The following is a 21603-nucleotide window of genomic DNA, read 5'->3' on the forward strand; positions in this document are numbered from 1 at the left end:
ATGATTTTTACAGAAACTAAATTAAAAGGTACCTTCATTATTGAAGTTGAGCCATATTACGATGAACGGGGCTCTTTTGTTAGAACTTGGTGCAAAAAAGAGTTTGATGACCATGGATTGAATGTCGAGTTTGTTCAATCTAATCTCTCATACAATAAGAAAAAAGGAATTGTCCGAGGGATGCATTTTCAAACACCTCCCTATGAAGAAATTAAATTGGTTAGCTGCATAAAGGGAGAAATCTATGATGTTATCATCGATTTACGTCCGGATTCTAAAACATTTAAACAATGGATTGCCGTTAGATTAAGTGAGGAAAATCAGAAAATGCTATATGTCCCAAAAGGGTTTGCTCATGGGTTTCAAACATTGCAGGAAAACACCAAAGTATTGTATCAAATGAGTGAATTTTATCAGCCGAATTATGCAGAAGGGGTTAGGTTTAATGATCCTTCCTTCAATATTGATTGGCCTATAAAGGATGTTATCGCCTCTAATAAAGATCAATCCTACAGGGATTTTAAAACATGAAGCGGATTCTTGTGACAGGGGCAAATGGGTGGATAGGCAGTCATGTCATAAAGAAATTAATAGAAAAGGATTTTGAGGTTCATGCGGTTAGCAGGAAATTTGTTAATACCCCTATGTTGAAATGCAAATGGCACAGAGCTGATCTGTTGCATGTAAAAGAAACCAGGGATCTGATAGAAAACATTAAACCTACACATCTTCTCCATTTCGCATGGGAAGCGACACCAGGGGAATATTGGCGTTCACTAAATAATTATCTTTGGGTTCAAGCAAGTATAGAGCTGCTATATAACTTCGCGAAATATGGCGGTAAAAGAGCTGTATTTGCAGGGACTTGCGCTGAATACGATTGGAGCTATGGATACCTTTCAGAAAACATCACTCCTTGCTCGAACAAACCCCCTTATGCCTCCGCTAAAAATGCGCTTCAAAGTCTTGTTCGTTCGTTTTCGGAATCCGTAGGACTTAGCAGCGCCTGGGGGCGAATATTTTTTTTATATGGACCAAAGGAACACCGTTCAAGACTGGTACCCACTGTGATTAACTCGTTAATAAACAATAAACAAGCTTTATGCACCCACGGAGAGCAATATCGGGATTTTTTACATGTCGAGGATGCTTCAGAAGCGTTTGTTTCGTTATTGGAAAGCGATGCGCAAGGACCCGTGAATATAGCCTCGGGACATTCCATTCAGGTAAAGGAAATGATTTCTAGAATTGCAGATAAATTAGGTAAATCAGAATTAGTAAAACTTGGGGCAATTCCATTTCCTGATACAGAGCCATTGTTTATCGGGGCAAACACGAAACTTCTAAAAGATGAGATCAAATGGAGCCCGAAAATTGACTTAGATAGAGGCTTAGAGCGGACCATAGCTTGGTGGAGAAAAAATCAAGTGTAAATTGAATTTTAAATTAAAGAACTGAATGGAGAGCGATCATGAAAATTACCATTGACTCAGAAAATAATCAGTTAATCATTGATGACGGAATCAGCCAAAAATCCCTTCCATTATATTGTAAAACCTCCTTCGAAATACTTTCTGATATTTGGACTAAGGTCGGCTGGAACGAGAAATACGTGTATACATTCTCATGGATGGGAAGACCCATTATTCAGCTTCCCGAGGATTTAATCCGTATACAGGAAGTGATTTATCAGATAAAGCCTGATGTAATTGTGGAAACGGGCGTTGCCCATGGCGGTTCATTAATCTATTATGCAAGCCTGTGTAAAGCGATGGAAAAAGGAAGGGTTATTGGAATTGATATTGAGATTCGTCCTCATAATCGCCGGGCGATAGAAGGTCATGAACTATACCCGTATATTACTTTGATTGAGGGCGATTCGGCTGCTGCCGATACGATAAATACAGTAAAGTCTATGATTAAAAAGGAAGAAACAGTTTTGGTTATTTTAGATTCATGCCATTCAAAAGACCATGTAAAAAAAGAACTTGAAGCTTACCATCCTTTCGTTTCAAGCGGGTCATATATAGTTTCAACAGACGGGATTATGAAGGAATTGCATGATGTCCCTAGAGGGGAAAAAGGCTGGATAGAGGATAATCCGTGTACGGCTGTTTTGGAGTTTGCAAAAGAGCATCCGGAGTTTACATTAGAACAGCCTGCATGGCTCTTCAATGAAAGTTCCCTTACACAAAATGTAACCCATTGGCCATCGGCCTGGTTAAAAAGAATGAAGGAAGATGAGTGACATGACTGAACATAAGCCTTTGGTCAGTATTGGTCTGCCTGTTTATAACGGTGAAAAATACATTGCAGAAGCAATCGAATCACTGTTATCACAAGAATACACTAACATTGAAATCATCATATCCGATAATGCCTCCACTGATACTACACCACAAATTTGCCAACAGTATCAACAAAAAGATCCACGTATTCACTATTTCCGAAATGATACGAACATTGGCGCCGCAAAAAACTTTAACCGGACTTTTGAGTTGTCAAAAGGTGACTTTTTTATGTGGCAAGCCTTTGACGATTTGCGGCATCCAGCCTATATCAGCAAGTGTCTACAAAAATTTAACCAGCACCCTGAGGCAATTATATGTGTAACAGAAATTTCCATCATTGATACGGAAGGCAAATATCTTAACGATGAGCACGAAGCAATAGAGACAATTAATCTTACTTTTACTGAACGATTGCACCAATTTTTCTTAAACGTTACCTGGATGGGGTCTGTTATTTATGGTTTGTGGCGCTCTGAATATTTAAAACAAACAAGGTTATTTATGGAGGAGTATGGGCCAGATGTTATTCTCTGTTTAGAGCTTTTCTTGCTGGGGAGTGCCGTCAAGGTAAAGGAGAGACTACTTTTTTATCGTCACTTCCCTGAGAAGACCCATTATGACCAAATTAATTCCATTACTTCCAATCCCGAGAGACAACAAACTATAGCCTCTACATCTCATACACAACTTATCAAAAATTTATATCTAACTCTAAAAGAAAAAAATGTGCCTTCGGAACTTATTCAAGATTTCTTTGATGTGCTTGTCTTTCAACAAATGAGCTGGGTACAAATGAGCTGTTTTGAACACACCCCCTTTTTGAAAGATCGAGTCATTGATTCAGAGTTCGTTTATGAATTTATGAATGCATTAATGACAACAGAGAAACCACCTGAACAAATTGTCGCCAGTATAGAAAGTTCAGCAGTTAGGTTCCAAAAGTTAGCAAAAGAACGTCCCATCATTTTAATAGGGTCATTACAAGTAAGTATCATACTATGGTGGAAATATTTCTCTGAGAATCATATACCGGTTCACGGATTTCTTGAAGAATCCGCGCTGTCCACACAACCAAATTTCTTCGAGAAGTTAACGGACCCTTCTGAACTGCCCGTTCGTCCTTTTGTGATTATTGCTTCCGTGCAGCCTAACATTCATACACAACATCTAACAAAAAAAGGATACGAAAATAGGAAAGATTTTTTATATGTAGCCAGCAGTGCACCATTTTTATATCTAATATAATGCTAAGTAAAGTTAAGCAACAATATTTAATATCCAAAATTAATCAACGGCAAAGGGCTTCCCTTTGCCGTTGTTCTCTTTTCTATGAACACACGTACCGACTGCAAGGAGATTGAATAGCCGTTGGTGCTTCACAGATTATTTATCCAATAATCATAAATATCTTTTAATGTATCATCAAGTTTTCGTTTTGGTTTCCAGCCGGTTAATTTATATAATTTTTCGGGGCCCCCTACTAGTTTAGGAATCTCTGCCACTCTTATTTTGCTTGGGTCAACCACGAGTTCAATCTTTTTATTTGAATAACTTAAAAATTTCTCTAATATGTCTTGAATATAAACTCCTTGGCCAGTGCACACATTATAAGCTTCCCCCGCTATACCGAAACATGCGATATTGTAATAAGCTTCCACTATATCCCTTACATCGGTAAAATCCCTTGCTGTTTTTAAATTTCCAATCCGGAGGACAGGATCGTCTATTCTCCCTTTATTGATAAGTGCTATTTGATAGGCAAAGTCAGATGTTACGAATCCTAACCTTTGCCCAGGTCCTATATGATTAAATGGCCTGGCATGGACGACGTTTAATCCATATGACCGGTGATATAAACTGACAAGCATACTTACTGCACACTTGCTAATTCCATAAGGACTAACCGGATGCAATGCAGTCTCCTCAATAACCTTGTCTAATTCTCCCTGAATCCGTCCATACTCCTCTGACGAGCCGACCGTCATGACCTTTATTTTGTTATCTACTTTTCTGACAGCTTCCAATAAATGAATCGTTCCTATCACATTAGCCTGAATAAAATCCGCTTTTTGTTTCCAAGAATCTTTAACATTACTTAACCCTGCAAGGTGGAAAATGTGCGTCGGTTTAATTTCCTCAATTAACCGGGTGACTTTTGTTTCAGAAAGTAAATCTACTTCAAAAATATGATTCTTGCTTCTATTTGACCGGGAAGTTCCATAAACATCCGCTTTATCCCTCAAGAAGGACTCAAGATGTTTCCCGACAAAACCTGTTATTCCCGTAATAAGTGCCTTCATTGATTTTGACCGTACTTTTGCATGTCATGATCTACCATCATCTTTATTAATTCCTCAAAAGAAACCTTTGGCTCCCACCCCAACTCTTTTTTTGCCTTCTGTGGGTCTCCTAGGAGCAAATCTACCTCTGCCGGCCTCATAAAAGCTGGATCCTGAATCACATAATCTTCCCAATTTAATCCGACATGAGTAAAAGCGATTTCTACAAGTTCACGCACTGTATGGGTTTTTCCGGTTGCTACGACATAATCGTTGGACCTTCCTTGTTGAAGCATCAGCCACATTGCTTTCACGTAATCTCCTGCAAAACCCCAGTCCCGCTTTGCATCAAGATTTCCGAGACGAAGCTCCGTTTGCAGGCCGAGTTTAATTCTCGCGACTGCATCTGTCACTTTTCGTGTCACAAACTGTATTCCCCTTCTTGGCGATTCATGGTTGAATAAAATCCCTGAACACGCAAATATATCAAAGCTTTCACGATAATTGACAGTAATCCAATGTCCATATACTTTCGCAACACCATAGGGACTTCGGGGATAAAACGGGGTCGTTTCCGTTTGAGGGGTTTCAATTACCTTCCCAAACATTTCAGAACTCGAAGCCTGGTAAAAACGAGCATCCTGCTTTATTTGCCTAACTGCTTCCAACATATTCAGTGCGCCAAGGCCAGTAACCTCTGCAGTATATAACGGCTGCGACCATGAATCCGCTACAAAGGACTGTGCACCAAGATTGTATACCTCATCTGGCTTAGAAAGTTTCACTGCCTGGATCAATGATGATAGATCGGCTAAATCACCGGATATAAATTCAATGTCATTTCGTATATGTTTAATATTTTCATAGTTTTCTGTTGAAGTTCTCCTTTTCAAACCATATACCTTATATCCCTTATCAAGTAGAAGTTCTGCCAAATATGAGCCGTCTTGGCCTGTAATACCCGTTATTAGAGTTCTTTTCATGATGCCCTCCTATTCTTTTGTGTAAGAAATCCCCATTTATTTTTTTATGCTGTTATCAGCCTCTTATATTCCCTTTATCTAAGAAACCAAAAAAAATCTTTATATTTAAGGTCCAGCAATTTGCCATGACCCTCCATATAAAGAAATCAAATTCAAGAAAATAATCGAGCCTTCATTTGCTCTGCAATAATTTGTGGAGAGAAATGATTTTTTATATCTTGTTTTGCCTGCAATGAAATTTCCTCTCTTTTTTTATGATTTTCAAACGCTTCCCGCAAAACCAACCTCACGTTTTCCTCTTTAACCATTGCCCATTTATGGCCAAAATAATGAATAGCTCTTGTGAGCTGCAGTTGAGGATGTACAGGTTCTAGTTCATGCTCTGGTTCTATTAAAAAGCTATTTTTATCGTTCATAAATTCTGTAACTCCTCCCCAATTAATCGATATCACTGGTTTCCCCATCGCCATCATTTCCATCTGAGGCATCCCCCATCCGATTGCCCTTTCAGTAGAAACATAGCAGTCACAGCTTGAATATAAACGCATTAAATCTTCACGAGGAGTATTTTCAATCATTAAATGAATATGTGGATTATTTTCCTTTTTTGGTATATACGAAGTTATTAACTCAGAAAAATTCCCATCGGCAATCCAAAAGGGAACATAGATTTTTAAAACAAGGCTGACGTCATCGTCCGCAGAGAACTCCTCACAATAGCTTTGAATGAGCAAATCCAACCCTTTGCGGTAATCAAACGCTAAAGTATATAGAAACTTAAAAGACTTTACTTCAGTTGGAAAAGGGTAAGGTTCAAATTCTTTTGTATAGATACTGCTTTCAATAGGATAATGAACAACGTGTACTTTTGAAGGATTTACACCTGACTCTGTAAATGTCCGATAATTAAAGTGCGTGGGAACCCAAATCTCATCCAAATTATTGCAAATATCTACCCAATGTGGCGGGATACGATCCGTCTCAAACAATGTGATTCCAATTGTTTTATGATAACCTTTTTTATCAAGCGCTAAAAACGATTCTGCAGGACCATGCATTACAAGAACAGGATTATCACCCGGATTGTTCATTACCCTATTAAAATTAGACAGCAGCTTAATATCATCTTCTCCAATTTCATTTTGGGCCTTTACTGATGATACTAAATGAATTGGGAGATCAATATGTTGCAAAGCCCTCAAATAATTCCTGGAGACATTACCGTACCCGCCTATATCACCTAATGGGCCTACCCATAGAACTCCTGTAGGTTGAGTCATTCACCAATCTTCCTTTCTAAAGAGTAAAGGACAAATTTTCGGTCTTCCCTGTAAAAGACAAGTTCATAATTGCCCAGTAATTCTTTTAATGAATTCCGTAATTCTAGAACGCTATCAAATACAAAACTCTCTTTTCCATTTTCAATTATTTCATGAACTTCAAAGGTACTTTGATTTAGGAATGGATAATAATTCCCTTGTATTTCTGAAACTGATACAATGGGAATTCCTGTCATAAACGCTATGTTTTCTCTGGATGGATTAGAAAAAAACCCCTTCATGGACTACAGCTGCGCATTACAAAATGTCTTCATGAGCAAGATATTCTCCTGAAAGTTATGATCTTGTTGCTCCATGTTGTCGGCAATGTATTCCAGATGTTCAATTGCAGCGACATAGTTTTTTTGTTGGATGTGAATGATGACGGCATTGTACCTTGCCATTAATGTTAGGGGATATATTGAAAGAATGTTGAGATAGTTATTTAAGGCATCTTCCATCAATTTATTTTGATAAAGTTCATTTCCATACTCCAGCTCCATTTTAACAATATCCTCGTGTGTTAATTTGGAGTCTGTTTTCTTATCAGCCAACAGTCTGATTCTTTCAGCCACTGTCTGGGCACTTTTTTTCCATGTAAATGAAGCTAAAATATGCCTGCTTGCTTCCTGTCCTTTTTGGTTCACCAATGAAGGATTTTCATACGCAAACCGCATAGTTTGCTGCAAATCGACCCTATCAATTGAAAGCCACCATGGATAGTCCACTGTATCGAGGTCACCGACTTTTTTTTCTGATAAAAGAACCTCCTTAGAGGGTACAAGGAATGCTGTTTCGGCACTGCAAAAATCCCGGCATGAGCCTTTATCGGGCACAATTGCCGGAATTCCACACGCCATGGATTCCGCAATAGGCAGCCCAAACCCCTCTCCCCTGTACGGATGAACTAAACAATCACACGCCTTATATAATCCCGCCAGCTCTGTTTCCGAAAAGTCATGATCCATGTATACAATACGGGGATTTTTAGGATTTAACATGGCTTCATGAATCATCTTTTCCAGCGTTATTCCTTTATAAAAAGATTGGGTACCGGTGTCCTTAATAAACAAACAAACATCATCATTAGCAGAAAACTCATTTAGATAAGCTTGAATGAGAGTATCAATTCCTTTACGTCCAATAGTCCCACCAACGAATAGGAATCGAAAAGAGGAAGGTGTTAAATCTAGAGGTTCCACATCAGTGTGGAAAACCTTTTCGTCCACCCCAAGCGGGATTACATGAATTTTGTCCTCTGGAATCCCGCAGCGTACATAGCTTTCCTTATTGTATTGGCTATATACCCAGATTTCATCAACCCAATACTTCATGGGAATATACCAGGTCCTGGGAATTGCACCAAATTCCCAAGGCTGCATACATATCCATTTCTTACTTTTTGGTATGTCCCAGACTGGCGGCCACTGATGAACAACTGTAAAATCCGATTCAGGAAAGGGCAACAATTCTCCTATTTTACTCTGTTCTTCTCGGACAGAGAGTGCTAACGGAATTTCTTCGTCTGGGACTTTCTTTCTAATGTTGAAATGTTCCTTGTTTAATAAACTGCAAATATTCCTGTTAACGATCGCAAGACTATGACCCGCAAATTGAGGGCCAATCCAGTTAATTTTTAGTGAATCTTTCTTCACAATTTCCACCTCAGGCTTCATCATAGGGTTTCTTTCTTCACCCTACTCATTATATTGAACACCGCTTGGGATGTTGCCAAAAAAAGCACTTTTACCTAGTTAAAAACATAATATGGAAAATGATTGTTTAATGTTTTTTAAAAGGAGTGAGGGAGAAAAATGGACTTTAAGCGTTTGTCGTTATGTATGATTGTGAAAGATGAAGAAGCATTTATCGAAAAGTGCCTAAGCAGCACTAAAGGGGTTGTAGACGAAATCATTATTGTAGATACGGGATCTTCAGACCGAACGGTTGAGATCTGTAAATCATTTGGAGCACAGGTTATCGAATTCCCCTGGAACAAAAGCTTTGCTGACGCCCGAAACTTTGGATTGGAACGCGCAACAGGGGACTGGATTTTATGGATGGACGCAGATGAACAAGTTGATGCTTCTGATGTTTATAAATTACGTGACATTCTATATTCGAATGAGGATATTTTATCTATTCATTTGATTAATTATTATGGCGAACGGCCAGAACCGGAAAAAACCTTCGATATCGTCCATACCCGTCTTTTGCGAAATCATAAAGGATTTAAATTTCAAGGTAAAATACATGAAATGCTGAACGTAGAAGAGGTTCTGACGATACCAGAGGATGGCCTCATCATCAAGCATGTGCCAATTAAAATTCACCATTATGGATATATGAATTCCGTTACTGAAAATAAAAAGAAATTTGAACGAAATATTACGATGTTAAAGGAAGAACTAAAACAAAAAGACTATAGCCCTTGGACCCACTACCATATTGCGGCCGAATATTACGGTAATGAGGAATATAGTAAAGCATTTGATCATGTTAATCATTCCATTAAGGATTTCCTAATGAGGTTACACACTCCCCCTTCGCTTTTATATCGATTAAAGTATTCCATATTGATTGCAACAGGAAGCATCGACGGGGCGTGGCCAGGTATTGAAAAAGCATGTATTCTCTATCCGGATTATGTAGATTTACATTTTTATAAAGGCTTAATCTTATATTTGAAGGACATGTTTAAAGAAGCATTGGAGGTGTTTGATTACTGTCTCGAAATGGGGGAAGCGAATTTACAGTATCTCACCCAAAAGGGGGTTGGCAGCTTTCAAGCCCTACACTATAAAGGATGCTGCTTCGAAAAGCTGGGGCAGATTGAGGAAGCAGCAAGATGCTATGCAATGGCGGCAAGCCAATCGAAATCATTTAATTCTCCCGTAGAAGCGCTTCGAGAACTGATGACGAAGCATCAAAGCCTATTTAGTCCGTTAACTGCAGACTGTGACGATCAAACGCTAATTGCAATGGCGCTCAATCTCAATTCTGCAAAAAATAAATAAGGATTAAAAATAGTTTAATGACCGTGTCTCTGTACAAGGTTTATAAATACAATGTAACAGATAACAAAGAAAAGAGGTGATTTAATGTCTCAAGCAAATATTCCAAACATTACACCAACAATTTCTCTTTCTACAGCACAAACTGTTCCATTGCTTTTAGCCTCTATTGCCCTTGAGGAATTGGCTTTGGCTCACATCATTAATGCTGAAGCTGAGAAGCTTCAATTCGTTCTAGGAACAATAACTCCTGCTCCTAGAACAACATTCTCTCCTGCAGTTGTTAACTTGACAAATCTGCTTGCTCTCGACGCTAGTGTCCAAAGAACACTTCGTGATGTGATCAAGAAGGAAATGCTGCTGGAGTTTAAGTTTGAAAATATCCTCGATTTGATTGCTATTACACCATTCCCACGTTAATGTAAAGCACAAGCACTTCTTTTAAAGAAGAATTGAGGATATGGTTGGGGTTAGTACAAGCTCAAACTGTTTCACACATGAGCGAATACCTTCCTGTTTACCTTGCTCCCAATTGGTATACAACGTATCCAATCGGGAGCTTTTTAATAAAATAAACTCCCCAAGGAAAATATCATAAAAATAGTTGTGTCATTATTCAGCCTGTAAAAATAAACTAACATCAGCACTAAAGATAAACGAGGTGATAACAATGTCTCAAGCCAATATTCCGAATATGAGTCCAATTACTTCAATTAATACTGATCAGACCGTTACATTGCTGCTGGCTTCCATTGCCCTTGAGGAGTTAGCCCTTGCCCACGTCATTAATGCCGAAGCTGAAAAACTTCAATTCGCACTCGGAAAATTAAAGCATACAAAAACAAAACTCTCTCCTGCAAAGGTTTCCGCATCAGAGCTTTTTACCATCAATGCTAGTGCTGAAAGAATCCTTCAAGATGTGATCAAAAAAGAGATGCTACTGCAATTTAAATTGGGAAATGTTCTTGATTTAATGTCCATAAATCATCGACCTTAGGTATTTTGTTGTAGTAATTCTTTGATTCTTAAGGTAATTGGTCAAACATGATAAGCCTACCCGACCCCCATTCGGTAAAATGCAGCTTCTCAATTGAGTGTGGCTGCATTTGTGGTGGGGCAGACCTATTATTTTATCAAGGAACACCCGAAGGGGATTAATCTTTCCATAGTTAAAATACATAAAAAGGTTATCAATAATAGACAAGCGCCGATTCATTTGCCAACACCCATCAATATATTGCTAATATAACCACATTTAATGTACAGAGTGATTCGCTTTGTCACAAGCCTATTTTCCCAATTTTTCGCTTCGATTTCGTTCAGCATTTCGCATGGAGGCGCTGGCGGTACGGCAGGTACTTTTGGCGAGGGGCTATAGCGGCGGTGGTAGGCAGATCGAAACCGAATTCACTTCAATGAGTTGTAGTGGTGGACATAAAAATTATCTCGATGAAAGCGAGGTATCATATACTGTGGAATTTGAAGATAATACAGATCCAAACTCAATTTTGTCCGATGCTTTAGAAAATCTTGAAAACGCTGAAGAGATCAATGAGGCTGCTGAAAACATTCAACAAGTTCTTGGAACTGATCCGGAATCTACAGAAGGTTCAGTCACCCTTAATGATCTTCTTGCAGTTAATGAATTAGCAGATGAGACTCTACAACAAGCGATTTCTGATGAGCTTGCCCCCCCACCTATATGTGGCTGTATGGCTACAAACCAAGCAGGTAATAACTTTGATATTAATAGAGGAACAGGAGATAATTTTACAACTGTTATAGTTAATGCAGTGGTTCAACCACCCAACGACCATGGATCAGTTATCTACAATGGTCATATATGTCAAAGCTGCATGTCAGATAATGAGTTTACGTTTACCTATGGAGGGAACGATACCGTTCCAGCATTCGTATTCACAGCAACTACCTTTAACGTTCCTCATTGTGCAAATCAAATTGTAACAATCACAGGTCAAGGAATTACCGATAATCCTGCATTATTTGGTCCTAATCCTGTATCATACAGTCTCGTCTTGAATGGCGTAATGGGTAGTAAGAGTATTTCAATACTAATAACAGGCAGCAATGGCACCACATTTTTTGCAACCACAACACAGGTTGGCAATGGCGAACTAGTTGTCACCAATTGTCCTTAACTGTTACATGTAAAATGAAAAAACCCTATACGGGTTTTTTTCGGTCAGTGAAGGTTTTCTCAAAAGTATTATTCACTACATATACTACAATTGACAAAATAAGGTATTACGAGTCAAAAAAGATCTCTCTAAGAATGTTCCTCTCCATAAAAAGAAAAATACCACCGTCCAAATGACAGTGGTAGACCCCCAATTTTATACTTTACCTTTATTAAAAGACAAAGGTGTTTTTTTAGTTTACTAGTATGCTTATATCCAAGTTTAATCGCCCATATTTAGTTTAGGTAAATCTAAGAACATTCTGAGAGTATAAAGCCAGGACAAACTGTTACATTACCATTACCAGGAGCAACAGAGGCTTCAAACAGCTCTGAACCATTTAATATTAGTTGAATCCTGCTGTTTCCAATTGGCGGAACTATATCTTCAAATACCACCAACTCAAAAGTTGCAGGAACACCGTTTCTTGTTCCAGTACCAGTAATCATAAATTGTGCTTCACCGGTGGCAGAATTAAAACAACAAGTACCTAATTCCCCTGTAGGAAGAGAATCGTATGTGGCAGCGAGGAATTGTACACTTGTAGTAAGAGATGTAAATTCAAATTGGAAAAGATCTGTTTCTGCCGGATTACAGTCATTGCAAATCATCACTCTTCCTTGAACAGTGCCTAATGCATTTAGCCTGCCTGTTCCTGTTTCTGTACCATTGCGAATGATAGTGGAGTTTGCCGGAATAATAAAGCTCGCGCCGCATTCACAAAAAGTTTCTACGGGTGGTGGAATCATTGAAATTAAATCTAGAACATTCTCAAATTTAAACTCCAAGAGCATTTCCTTTTTAATCACATCACCAAGAGTTCTTTGGATGCTAGAGTTGACGACAAGAAGATTGGATAGTGAAACTGTTGCAGGGGAAAACGTGGTTCTTGCAGGTGTTAATGTTCCCAAAACAAATTGAAGTTTCTCTGCTTCTGCGTTCAAGATATGAGCGAGAGCTAACTCTTCAAGGGCAATAGAAGCCAATAGCAATGGAACGGTTTGTGCAGTGCTAAGTGAAATGTTTGGTGTCATGCCCGGAACATTCGGTAACGACATATTGTTCATCTCCTAATTGAAAAGATATTTAGAACAAAGGCTGTTCAAGCCTTCTCTATTCAATACCATATCTATTCAATTAATTTTTATGAGATTGTGTACTTGCCTGTTTTCCCCAAAAAACTGTCAAAAAAATCCCTTTCACCTATGTCTTTTAACAGTTTTGTGGTATAATACGTGGTACATTTTTTATTGAAAATGTGTATAAAAAAACAGTGTTCCCACAAAAGTAAATTCGCAGAAACACTGTCATTTCAAGCTTTTCTTTGTTACGCCCTCGGCAGGAATCGAACCCACATTTTAAGAACCGGAATCTTACGTGCTATCCGTTGCACCACGAGGGCAAAAATATTAGCGACTTACATATTATATTTCATTATTTCTATTTTTGCAAGAGCTAATAGAATTTTTAACGATTTAATCCTTTCTCCAAAGCTAAAAAATAGTTTTAAAACCGCTCTCAATTGGTTATGCTGAATGAGGGAAAGTTGTCGAACATTTTTCGAGCTGAATTGTTTGACCTTTATTGACCATCAGTGTATGATAACAATACATAAGTTTTTACATTTTTTATTCAAAGGAGGAAGAAAAATGAATTTGATTCCTACAGTCATTGAACAAACGAATCGCGGCGAACGGGCATACGATATCTATTCCCGTTTATTAAAAGACCGAATTATCATGCTTGGCAGCGGAATTGATGATAATGTTGCCAACAGCATTGTAGCGCAATTGTTGTTCCTTGAAGCGGAAAATCCTGAAAAGGACATTACTCTTTATATTAACAGCCCGGGCGGAAGCATTACCGCTGGAATGGCCATTTATGATACGATGCAGTATATCAAGCCAAATGTATCCACTGTTTGTATCGGCATGGCAGCATCAATGGGCGCATTCTTACTTGCCGCTGGGGAAAAGGGCAAGCGTTTCGCATTACCAAACGCTGAAGTAATGATCCACCAGCCTCTTGGAGGAGCTCAAGGTCAAGCTACTGAAATTGAAATTGCCGCTAAGCGCATTCTATTCCTTCGTGAAAAATTAAACGGCATTTTAGCCGAGCGCACTGGCCAGCCAATTGAAGTACTTCGCCAAGATACCGACCGCGATAACTTCATGACTGCTGAAAGAGCGAAAGAATATGGCTTAATTGACAACATCATTACACGCAATATTCTTGATAAGAAAGAAAAGTAATACTTAAACGGGCAATCGGCGGGCAAGCCGATTGCTTTTTATTTTTTCCTAAAGGAATTTTTCTTGTATTGATTGAGAGAGAGATAATGACCAAGTGTTCTTTGAAATTTTTTTAGGTGTATTGAACGGTCCATAACCACCGAACTCTACAATTGATTCATGCTTCAGGCGTTATGAACGGTTTATAACTCCCGAACTCTCCGACGAATTTCTGCTCCAGGCGTTATGAATGACGCATAAATACCAATTATTAAAAAAAGGGTCAGTCCAAGGCATTATGACTAGATTTATCGATTACTAACTATACAAAAATAGCCGCCATAACAAAAAAGGGCTTGGCACCACTATAGCCAAAACCCTTTATTCCTTAATGATCCTTCTGAATAAACTCAGATAATGCCTTAATGGCAGTTTCTTCATCAGAGCCGTCTGCAATAATATTGATGACAACGCCAGAACCGACAGCCAGGCTCATTAAGCCCATAATGCTTTTGGCATTTACTTTCTTGCCGTCTTTCTCTAGGAAAATATCTGCCGAAAAGCGGTTCGCCTCCTGTACAAATAGGGCAGCAGGACGCGCCTGTAAACCAGTTCTTAATTTAACTTCTACTTCTTTAACCAACATTTCAAATTCCTCCTCATTATCCCAAAATAATATAAAATGAATGCTCATTCTTTAACAAACTATTCTAAAATTATATCTACTTCACAGATGGCATTTCTCCGGCCCGCAGCCTTTCGGCAATTTCATCAATTTTACGCAAGCGATGATTGATGCCGGATTTGCTAATAGACCCGCCGGAAACCATTTCACCTAGTTCCTTTAAGGTAACGTCTGTATAATTTAACCGAAGCTCGGCAATTTCCCTTAATTTATCAGGTAAAATCTGCAGGCCTACCGTTTGATCAATGAACCTTATGTTTTCGACCTGCCTGATTGAGGCTCCGATGGTTTTATTAAGATTGGCGGTTTCGCAGTTTACCAGGCGGTTAACGGAATTACGCATGTCCCTGACAATTCGGACATCCTCAAAGCGGAGCAGGGCATTATGCGCGCCAATAATATTTAAAAACTCGGTTATCTTTTCAGCCTCTTTTAAGTAAGTAATATAGCCTTTTTTGCGCTCAAGCGTTTTGCTATTCAAGTCAAATGTATTCATCAATTCACATAAGGAATCGTTATGCTCCTTATATAGTGAAGCAATTTCCAAGTGATAGGAGGATGTTTCCGGATTATTCACGGAACCTCCGGCCAAAAATGCACCACGCAGATAAGAACGCTTACAACACTTCTTTGTTATCAGTTCTGGGGAGATATTATGGATGAAGGTAAAACCCTCACCAAGGATTTTTGTATCCTCGAGAATTTCCCTCGCCTGCTCTGCCAAGCGCACGATGTAAACATTATTCTTTTTCAAGCGCATTTTTTTGCGGACGAGCAGCTCAACCTGAACCTGGTAATTCTTTTTAATCAAGGTATAAATTCTTCTGGCAATCGCAGCATTTTCGGTTTGAATATCGACAATGATTTTTCGATTTGAAAAGGAAAGGGAACCGTTCATGCGGATCAGCGCTGAAAGCTCAGAACGGCTGCAGCAGGATTTCACTTCCAAGTTCGTTAATTCCTTTTTCGTTTCCGAAGCGAAAGACATTCCCTCACCTCCTTATGACCAACACTAACATAAATATTCCTTTTTGAAAGTAATTTCTTTCAAAAAAGAACATGTTAAATAAGCTTTTTAAATAATATTAACTTATTTACGCTTCATAACGTCTTTTGGTTTCATTTATTAACAAATTATATAAAATTTTGGCGACCTTCTTCGGGTCATGCCTTAGCGCGCCGTTTTCTAGATTGGCAATGTCGGCATAAACCGTCTCAAGTCCAAGCTCGGTTAACCGGTCCACATCGTAGAGGACAGGATGGGCCAATTCCTCATTATAGCGAAGCTGAACATCCTGCGGAATCTCTTCATTATTCACGAGTATCGTATCAATAAACGCGCTGCTCATATGATCATAAATAGCTCGCACATGATCGCTAGCAGTATAGCCATGCGTTTCGCCGGCCTGTGTCATCAAATTGCAAATGTAAACCTTTTTGGCATGTGAACGACGCACCTCATCTCCTAGCCGTGGAACAAGCAGATTAGGCAACAGACTCGTATATAAACTGCCCGGTCCAAGAATAATCAGGTCGGCTTGGCGGATGGCCTGAATCGTTTCTGGAAGCGGCCGGATTTGCTTTGGGGTCAAAAAAACCCTGTTAATTTTTTTACCGGAGTAGGGAATTTTCGATTCTCCTGATACAATCGTGCCATCCTCCATTTCTGCATGTAACACAACACTTTGGTTGGCAGCAGGCAGCACTTTTCCCCTTACATTCAATACCTTGCTCATCTCCTGAATCGCATGAACAAAATTACCGGTTATCGAGGTCATCGCGGCGATAATCAGGTTGCCAAGCGAATGGCCGGATAGTTCGTTTGACGTTTTAAACCGGTGCTGGAACATTTCCTCAACGAGAGGCTCCACATCGGAAAGTGCCACCAAAACATTACGGACATCACCCGGCGGAGGAACATGCAGGTCCTCACGGATTCGGCCTGAACTGCCGCCATCGTCAGCTACGGTGACAATAGCGGTAATATCAACAGGATACTGCTTTAAGCCTCTAAGCAAAACAGGTAACCCTGTGCCTCCGCCGATGACGACTATTCTAGGCTGCCCAAATTCTCTCATGTTGTCTTTTCCTTTCTCCTCTCGATGTCACGGTGAGAAACAATCGTCTTATAATCGTTTTGGAAAAATCGGCCGATGTATTCAGCGAGCGCCACAGAACGATGCTGGCCGCCCGTACAGCCAATCGCAATCACCAATTGGGCCTTGCCTTCCCTTTTGTAATGAGGAAGCATGAAACTCAGAAGGTCTGTTACTTTTTCCAAAAATTTCTGTGTTTCGTTCCATTTTAAGACATAGCTGGAGACATCCTCGTCGAGTCCTGTTCTCGGGCGCATATGTTCAATATAATGCGGATTGGGCAAAAAACGCACATCAAAAACAAGGTCGGCATCAATGGGAATGCCGTGTTTAAAACCGAACGACATAACGTTAACTGTAAAAATTAATTGTTTATTCGCCGTAAACTCCGTTAATATCTTCTCACGTAATTCCCGCGGTTTCATCTGGGAAGTGTTGTAAATTAATTGTGCCCTGCCTTTTAACTCCTCAAGAAGCTCCCGTTCAAGGGTAATACCTTCAAGAGGCGACCCTGATTTGGCGAGTGGATGGGACCGTCTTGTTTCCTTATAGCGGCGGACCAATGTGGCATCATCCGCATCAAGGAATAAAATCTGCGGTGTAACCCAGGAGGTTTCTGCAAGATTATCATCCAACGCTTTAAAAAGATGATCGAAAAACTCCCGTCCCCTCAGGTCCATGACAAGGGCAACTTTATTCATTTTATTCCCTGATTCCTTCATAAGTTCTAGGAATTTCGGCAGTAAGGTAGGAGGCAGATTATCGACACAGAAGAACCCTAAATCCTCAAAGCTTTGGATGGCGACTGTTTTCCCTGCGCCGGACATGCCAGTAATAATGACCATTTGGATATCGCTTGTCGAACCGGTACTCATTTTGATTCCTCCTATTTCGAATTAACCTGGATCTAATCGGTAACTAATCAGCTGAAAGTCTTTTGTATAAGTAAAAGTACCGTAAATCATACCCTTGCCATGGATCATATAATCGATAATATGGTAGTCTCCGGCTGCCATCGGCAAGCCTTTTATTTGGTCAAAAAGATGCCATTCCAGCTTGCCTTCTTCCGACTCATCAAGGTCCAAGCCATCGGAATCATGGGCCACAAAGCTGAACATCATCCACTCCGACAGAAGCTGGTCTCCCTCCATCATAATCATCGTAAAAATTCCTTTTAGCTGGGGATTCTTTAAATATACGCCCGTTTCTTCACGGTATTCCCGGATGCAGGAATCCCGGACAGACTCGCCCGGCTCCATTTTTCCGCCCGGTGCCACCCACCAGCCACGCCGCGGTTTTTGCAGCAACAATACCTTATTTTCTCTAATTAACACACAATTGGTGACCCGCTGCACAACATTTCACCCTCTTTATATAAACACATATTGCAAAATATCTTAAGATAACAACCTCATATATTCTTCTCATTATACTATTTTTATAACCCGCTCACAATCAATTGAAAATTGATATTTCTGCAAATTCCCGCTTACAAATATTACAATTAGAGTCGGATACCTTTTGTCGAGTTTTCCTTCTTTATTATGTAGCTTTCTTGCTGAACAAAAAAAGAGCACAGGCTGCTGGACCTGTGCAGAAAAGGTATATATTTTTAAAGGGGGTCAATTTCCATAATCATACTATATTTTTATTTCACTACTGTTACAGTTGAATTAAAACAGGATTAACTTTTTGTAAAAAATGTTGGGAAACTTTTTCATTATTTTTTCAGTTTCATTTCCTCTTTCAATTCTTCCACAAAGTGTTGGGCTGTTTGGGCAGCAATACTGCCGTCGCCAGTCGCCGTTACAATCTGGCGGAGTGTTTTTTCACGAATATCTCCTGCAGCGAAAATGCCCGGCACCTTTGTTTCCATTTTTTCGTTTGTTTCAATGTAGCCATTTTCGTTTGTGATGCCTAAGCTCTCGAATGGTTTAGATAGCGGCACCATTCCGATATAAATAAACACGCCGTCAGCAGGCAGGGTTTGTTCTGTATCATCCACTGTTGATACCAATGTCACACTGCCAACCTTACCGTCCTTATCATTAATCGATTTAATGGTATGATTCCAAATAAAATCAACCTTTTCATTGGCAAAGGCACGGTCTTGAAGAATTTTCTGTGCACGAAGCTGGTCACGGCGATGCACGATGGTAACCTTAGATGCGAATCGAGTTAAGTATACACCCTCTTCAACTGCAGAGTCCCCTCCGCCGATGACAAAAAGCTCTCTATTTTTGAAAAATGCTCCGTCACAGACGGCACAATAGGATACTCCGCGGCCGCCAAGCTCTTTTTCGCCTGGCACTCCGACTTTTTTATACTCTGCACCTGTTGTAATGATGACGGAGTAGGCTTTATATTCCTTTGATCCGGCTTTCACCAGTTTATAATCGCCATGATCAACAACTTCTTTAATGTCACCATAAGCATATTCGGCACCGAACTTCTTCGCATGCTCAAACATTTTCGTTGATAAATCCGGACCTAAAATGCTTTCAAAACCCGGATAGTTTTCAACATCCTCGGTATTTGCCATCTGGCCGCCCGGCATTCCGCGTTCAATCATGAGAGTCGATAGATTTGCACGTGATGTATATACAGCAGCTGTCATCCCGGCAGGACCCGCCCCAGCAATGATGACATCATAAATTTTTTCTTCAGTCATGGTCGTTTTCACTCCTTGTATAAAAAAAACGATTAAGTTTAGCTTTCCCAACTTAATCGTATTAAACAATTGATTTATAGTCCAAAAATCTGCTCATATACAGTATTTAGTCTAAAAGTTCGTTAACAAGCTTAACGTATTTTCCGATTGTTGCCGATGAGGTTCCGTAGCGCTGAGCAATTTCCTGCTGGGACACTTTTTCACTGCGCAGCCTGTGCCATACGTACTCGACTGCACCTGCCCAGGCGCTTTTATTTTTCAATTGCATGTTTGCTTTAAACATTTCCACAAAAACGGAAAACCACATTAAATATAAACCAGCCTCAATTGTCCCAATTGGCTGATGGTTTTCATAAAACAGCTCAGCGACTTCCTGCGCATCGGCCGTCCGTGACGGTCTTCCCGAACGGATTAACGAGATGTATTCCTTCTCCAGCGCCGTAAATTTCTGGTTTTGAAAAAGGCGCTTTGAGGTGATGATTTCATCCTTTTTATCCGATACAGTTGTCAGGAAAAGAGCAAATAGCCGTTCCTCGACATAGTCGCTTTCTAGTTTTTGAAAAATCGATCCGGAATGGTCCTCAAACCCGTTTGCACGGTCCTGCTCATTTGTATTCCACGGTTCCTGACCTTCTTTGTCAGGGCTAATTTCCAAAAGCTTTTTCCAAACGTTTTGGGCGAAAATTTCCCTGCCAGTGAAATAAGCAGAATAGGCGAGCCAATAATAAAACGGGCCATCCCCATCAAAGCCATTTTTATATAATTTTTTCAGCCATACATAAGCATGCTCATATTCGCCAACAAGTGCGGAAGAAGTTCCAAGCTTAAATTGGTGTTCACTTAAGAGCGGTTGAACTTTTTTCAAGCTATCGAAAAGCTCATTGACATATTTGATACGCCCTTGATAATGGGCAAATATCATTTTATTGCATAGCGCGTGCAGATTCCCGGGGTTCTTTTTCAAAACATCATTTAAGATGGAGTCCGCCTTCTCGCCTTTGCCTAAATAGAAATAAGCGAGCGCTAGGTTGTTGTAGGCAGACCAGTATTCCGGGTACTCCTTGATGACTTCCTTTAATAGTTCAATCGCTTTTGGGAAATAACCTGATTCGAGCAGCTCGCGAGCCTGCTCCTGTTTAACGATTAGGTCGTCCTGCTGAAAGAAATCTTCAGCCAAATCATCCGACTCCAATGCGAGAAGCTCAAGCAATTCCTCCGCATCCTCTGAAAAATCCCCACCTGCATCCAATTCCATATACAAGTTGGCATGGTGATAAGCATCTTTAAAAAATCCCAAATGGGCATAATTATTTGCTAAGAAGTAGTGGCACTCCACCATTTCATGGTCAAGATCTTCAAGGATGAGATGCAGGAGTCGGTTGGAATCTTCAAACTCGCCAAGTTCAGTCGATACAATGGCCAGCTGGCACGCAATCATCGGTTCGCCCGGCTCAAGCTGCAGCGCCCGTCCCAGATATTTTTTCGCTTTGAAAAAATCACGGCGATGGTATGCCTTAATTCCTTTCTTGAAATAATATTCCCCTGTAGGAACAAATGAGAGTATTTTCCCCTTTTGCATTCTTGCTTTTGCGTCTTTACTCATGCAGTCCTCCATCATCCTTTCATAACTAATGTAGTATAACACAATTGACTCTTGTACGAGAAGGATTTAGGGCTTTGGGCGGTATGAAAAAATTTCCGGAGCGGGGTTTAGCTAAAAATGGTTATTATTTTGGGTAGGAAGGTTGATCAAACCCGACCTGAAAAGGGAATCCGCCAAATATGGAAAGTTATCCGCTGAGTACACGGAGATATCCACCAAGTTGGGGGCAATTC

General features: G+C 39.9%; 22 protein-coding genes and 1 tRNA gene. 9 read left to right on the forward strand and 14 right to left on the reverse strand.

The genetic code is table 11. The features are described from left to right. From rfbC to ACFPA1_RS11745, 4 genes are read left to right on the forward strand one after another with little or no spacing between them, the layout of a single operon-like run. Positions 1-531 carry a dTDP-4-dehydrorhamnose 3,5-epimerase gene (rfbC, locus tag ACFPA1_RS11730; RefSeq protein ID WP_378583039.1) on the forward strand — a complete coding sequence of 177 codons (531 nt, stop codon included), beginning with the start codon at positions 1-3 and terminating at the stop codon, positions 529-531. Beyond that, positions 528-1433 (forward strand): NAD-dependent epimerase/dehydratase family protein, encoded by a 906-nt coding sequence (locus tag ACFPA1_RS11735; protein ID WP_378583042.1) that lies wholly within the window; start codon positions 528-530, stop codon positions 1431-1433. The genes rfbC and ACFPA1_RS11735 overlap by 4 nt, the downstream gene beginning before the upstream one ends. Positions 1434-1471: 38 nt before the next feature. Next, the gene (locus ACFPA1_RS11740; protein WP_378583045.1) at positions 1472-2248 is read left to right on the forward strand and encodes a cephalosporin hydroxylase family protein; all 777 of its coding nucleotides are present in this window, start codon (positions 1472-1474) and stop codon (positions 2246-2248) included. A gap of 1 nt (position 2249) precedes the next feature. Then, entirely contained in the window at positions 2250-3536 is a 1287-nt protein-coding gene (locus ACFPA1_RS11745; protein WP_378583047.1) for a glycosyltransferase family 2 protein, read from the forward strand. A 131-nt stretch (positions 3537-3667) separates the two neighbouring features. Here the strand turns inward: ACFPA1_RS11745 and ACFPA1_RS11750 are convergent, their stop codons facing one another. The 5 genes from ACFPA1_RS11750 to ACFPA1_RS11770 form a co-directional block, all read right to left on the reverse strand. After that, the gene (locus tag ACFPA1_RS11750; RefSeq protein WP_378583050.1) at positions 3668-4591 is read right to left on the reverse strand and encodes a GDP-mannose 4,6-dehydratase; all 924 of its coding nucleotides are present in this window, start codon (positions 4589-4591) and stop codon (positions 3668-3670) included. Continuing rightward, positions 4588-5553: a GDP-mannose 4,6-dehydratase gene (gmd, locus tag ACFPA1_RS11755; RefSeq protein ID WP_378583052.1), complete on the reverse strand. Its 966-nt coding sequence runs from the start codon at positions 5551-5553 to the stop codon at positions 4588-4590. The genes ACFPA1_RS11750 and gmd overlap by 4 nt, the downstream gene beginning before the upstream one ends. A 152-nt stretch (positions 5554-5705) precedes the next feature. Continuing rightward, positions 5706-6833 (reverse strand): glycosyltransferase, encoded by a 1128-nt coding sequence (locus tag ACFPA1_RS11760; protein WP_213144228.1) that lies wholly within the window; start codon positions 6831-6833, stop codon positions 5706-5708. Then, complete coding sequence (locus ACFPA1_RS11765; protein ID WP_213144227.1) at positions 6830-7114, reverse strand: hypothetical protein; 285 nt, start codon at positions 7112-7114, stop codon at positions 6830-6832. The genes ACFPA1_RS11760 and ACFPA1_RS11765 overlap by 4 nt, the downstream gene beginning before the upstream one ends. 3 nt (positions 7115-7117) lie before the next feature. Further along, positions 7118-8551 (reverse strand): glycosyltransferase, encoded by a 1434-nt coding sequence (locus ACFPA1_RS11770; RefSeq protein ID WP_378583055.1) that lies wholly within the window; start codon positions 8549-8551, stop codon positions 7118-7120. A gap of 135 nt (positions 8552-8686) precedes the next feature. On the opposite strand from ACFPA1_RS11770, the gene ACFPA1_RS11775 reads away from it, so the two are divergent. The 4 genes from ACFPA1_RS11775 to ACFPA1_RS11790 all read left to right on the forward strand — a co-directional run bounded on the left by ACFPA1_RS11775 (position 8687) and on the right by ACFPA1_RS11790 (position 12045). Beyond that, positions 8687-9889, forward strand: coding sequence for a glycosyltransferase (locus tag ACFPA1_RS11775; RefSeq protein ID WP_378583058.1), 1203 nt, complete (start codon positions 8687-8689; stop codon positions 9887-9889). 84 nt (positions 9890-9973) lie between these two features. After that, positions 9974-10306, forward strand: a complete 333-nt coding sequence (locus tag ACFPA1_RS11780) for a hypothetical protein (RefSeq protein ID WP_213144224.1) — start codon at positions 9974-9976, stop codon at positions 10304-10306. A 250-nt stretch (positions 10307-10556) separates the two neighbouring features. Beyond that, positions 10557-10883 carry a hypothetical protein gene (locus ACFPA1_RS11785; RefSeq protein ID WP_213144223.1) on the forward strand — a complete coding sequence of 109 codons (327 nt, stop codon included), beginning with the start codon at positions 10557-10559 and terminating at the stop codon, positions 10881-10883. A gap of 280 nt (positions 10884-11163) precedes the next feature. Next, complete coding sequence (locus tag ACFPA1_RS11790; RefSeq protein WP_378583062.1) at positions 11164-12045, forward strand: hypothetical protein; 882 nt, start codon at positions 11164-11166, stop codon at positions 12043-12045. Positions 12046-12335: 290 nt separating this feature from the next. On the opposite strand, the gene ACFPA1_RS11795 is transcribed toward ACFPA1_RS11790, so the two are convergent. Beyond that, positions 12336-13142, reverse strand: coding sequence for a hypothetical protein (locus tag ACFPA1_RS11795; protein WP_378583065.1), 807 nt, complete (start codon positions 13140-13142; stop codon positions 12336-12338). Positions 13143-13414: 272 nt separating this feature from the next. Then, positions 13415-13486 (reverse strand) — tRNA-Arg (locus ACFPA1_RS11800). 247 nt (positions 13487-13733) lie between these two features. Here ACFPA1_RS11800 and clpP point away from each other — a divergent pair. After that, positions 13734-14336, forward strand: a complete 603-nt coding sequence (clpP, locus tag ACFPA1_RS11805) for an ATP-dependent Clp endopeptidase proteolytic subunit ClpP (RefSeq protein WP_378583067.1) — start codon at positions 13734-13736, stop codon at positions 14334-14336. Between the two features lie 367 nt (positions 14337-14703). On the opposite strand, the gene ACFPA1_RS11810 is transcribed toward clpP, so the two are convergent. From ACFPA1_RS11810 to ACFPA1_RS11840, 7 genes are all read right to left on the reverse strand, one after another. Next, a complete protein-coding gene (locus ACFPA1_RS11810; protein ID WP_213117730.1) occupies positions 14704-14961 on the reverse strand; it encodes an HPr family phosphocarrier protein in 258 nt (85 codons plus the stop codon). A 76-nt stretch (positions 14962-15037) separates the two neighbouring features. After that, positions 15038-15988, reverse strand: coding sequence for a DNA-binding protein WhiA (gene whiA, locus ACFPA1_RS11815; protein ID WP_213144220.1), 951 nt, complete (start codon positions 15986-15988; stop codon positions 15038-15040). A gap of 106 nt (positions 15989-16094) precedes the next feature. Beyond that, positions 16095-17078, reverse strand: coding sequence for a gluconeogenesis factor YvcK family protein (locus tag ACFPA1_RS11820; RefSeq protein WP_213144219.1), 984 nt, complete (start codon positions 17076-17078; stop codon positions 16095-16097). After that, the gene (rapZ, locus tag ACFPA1_RS11825) at positions 17075-17971 is read right to left on the reverse strand and encodes an RNase adapter RapZ (protein ID WP_378583070.1); all 897 of its coding nucleotides are present in this window, start codon (positions 17969-17971) and stop codon (positions 17075-17077) included. Before rapZ ends, ACFPA1_RS11820 begins: the two co-directional genes overlap by 4 nt. A gap of 21 nt (positions 17972-17992) precedes the next feature. After that, positions 17993-18451, reverse strand: coding sequence for an 8-oxo-dGTP diphosphatase (locus tag ACFPA1_RS11830; protein WP_213144217.1), 459 nt, complete (start codon positions 18449-18451; stop codon positions 17993-17995). 365 nt (positions 18452-18816) lie between these two features. After that, positions 18817-19767, reverse strand: a complete 951-nt coding sequence (gene trxB, locus ACFPA1_RS11835) for a thioredoxin-disulfide reductase (protein WP_213144216.1) — start codon at positions 19765-19767, stop codon at positions 18817-18819. Positions 19768-19873: 106 nt separating this feature from the next. After that, a complete protein-coding gene (locus tag ACFPA1_RS11840) occupies positions 19874-21370 on the reverse strand; it encodes a tetratricopeptide repeat protein (protein WP_213144215.1) in 1497 nt (498 codons plus the stop codon). Positions 21371-21603: the final 233 nt, after the last annotated feature.

Source organism: Neobacillus sp. GCM10023253 (assembly GCF_042653105.1).
Lineage (GTDB): Bacteria > Bacillota > Bacilli > Bacillales > Cytobacillaceae > Neobacillus > Neobacillus citreus.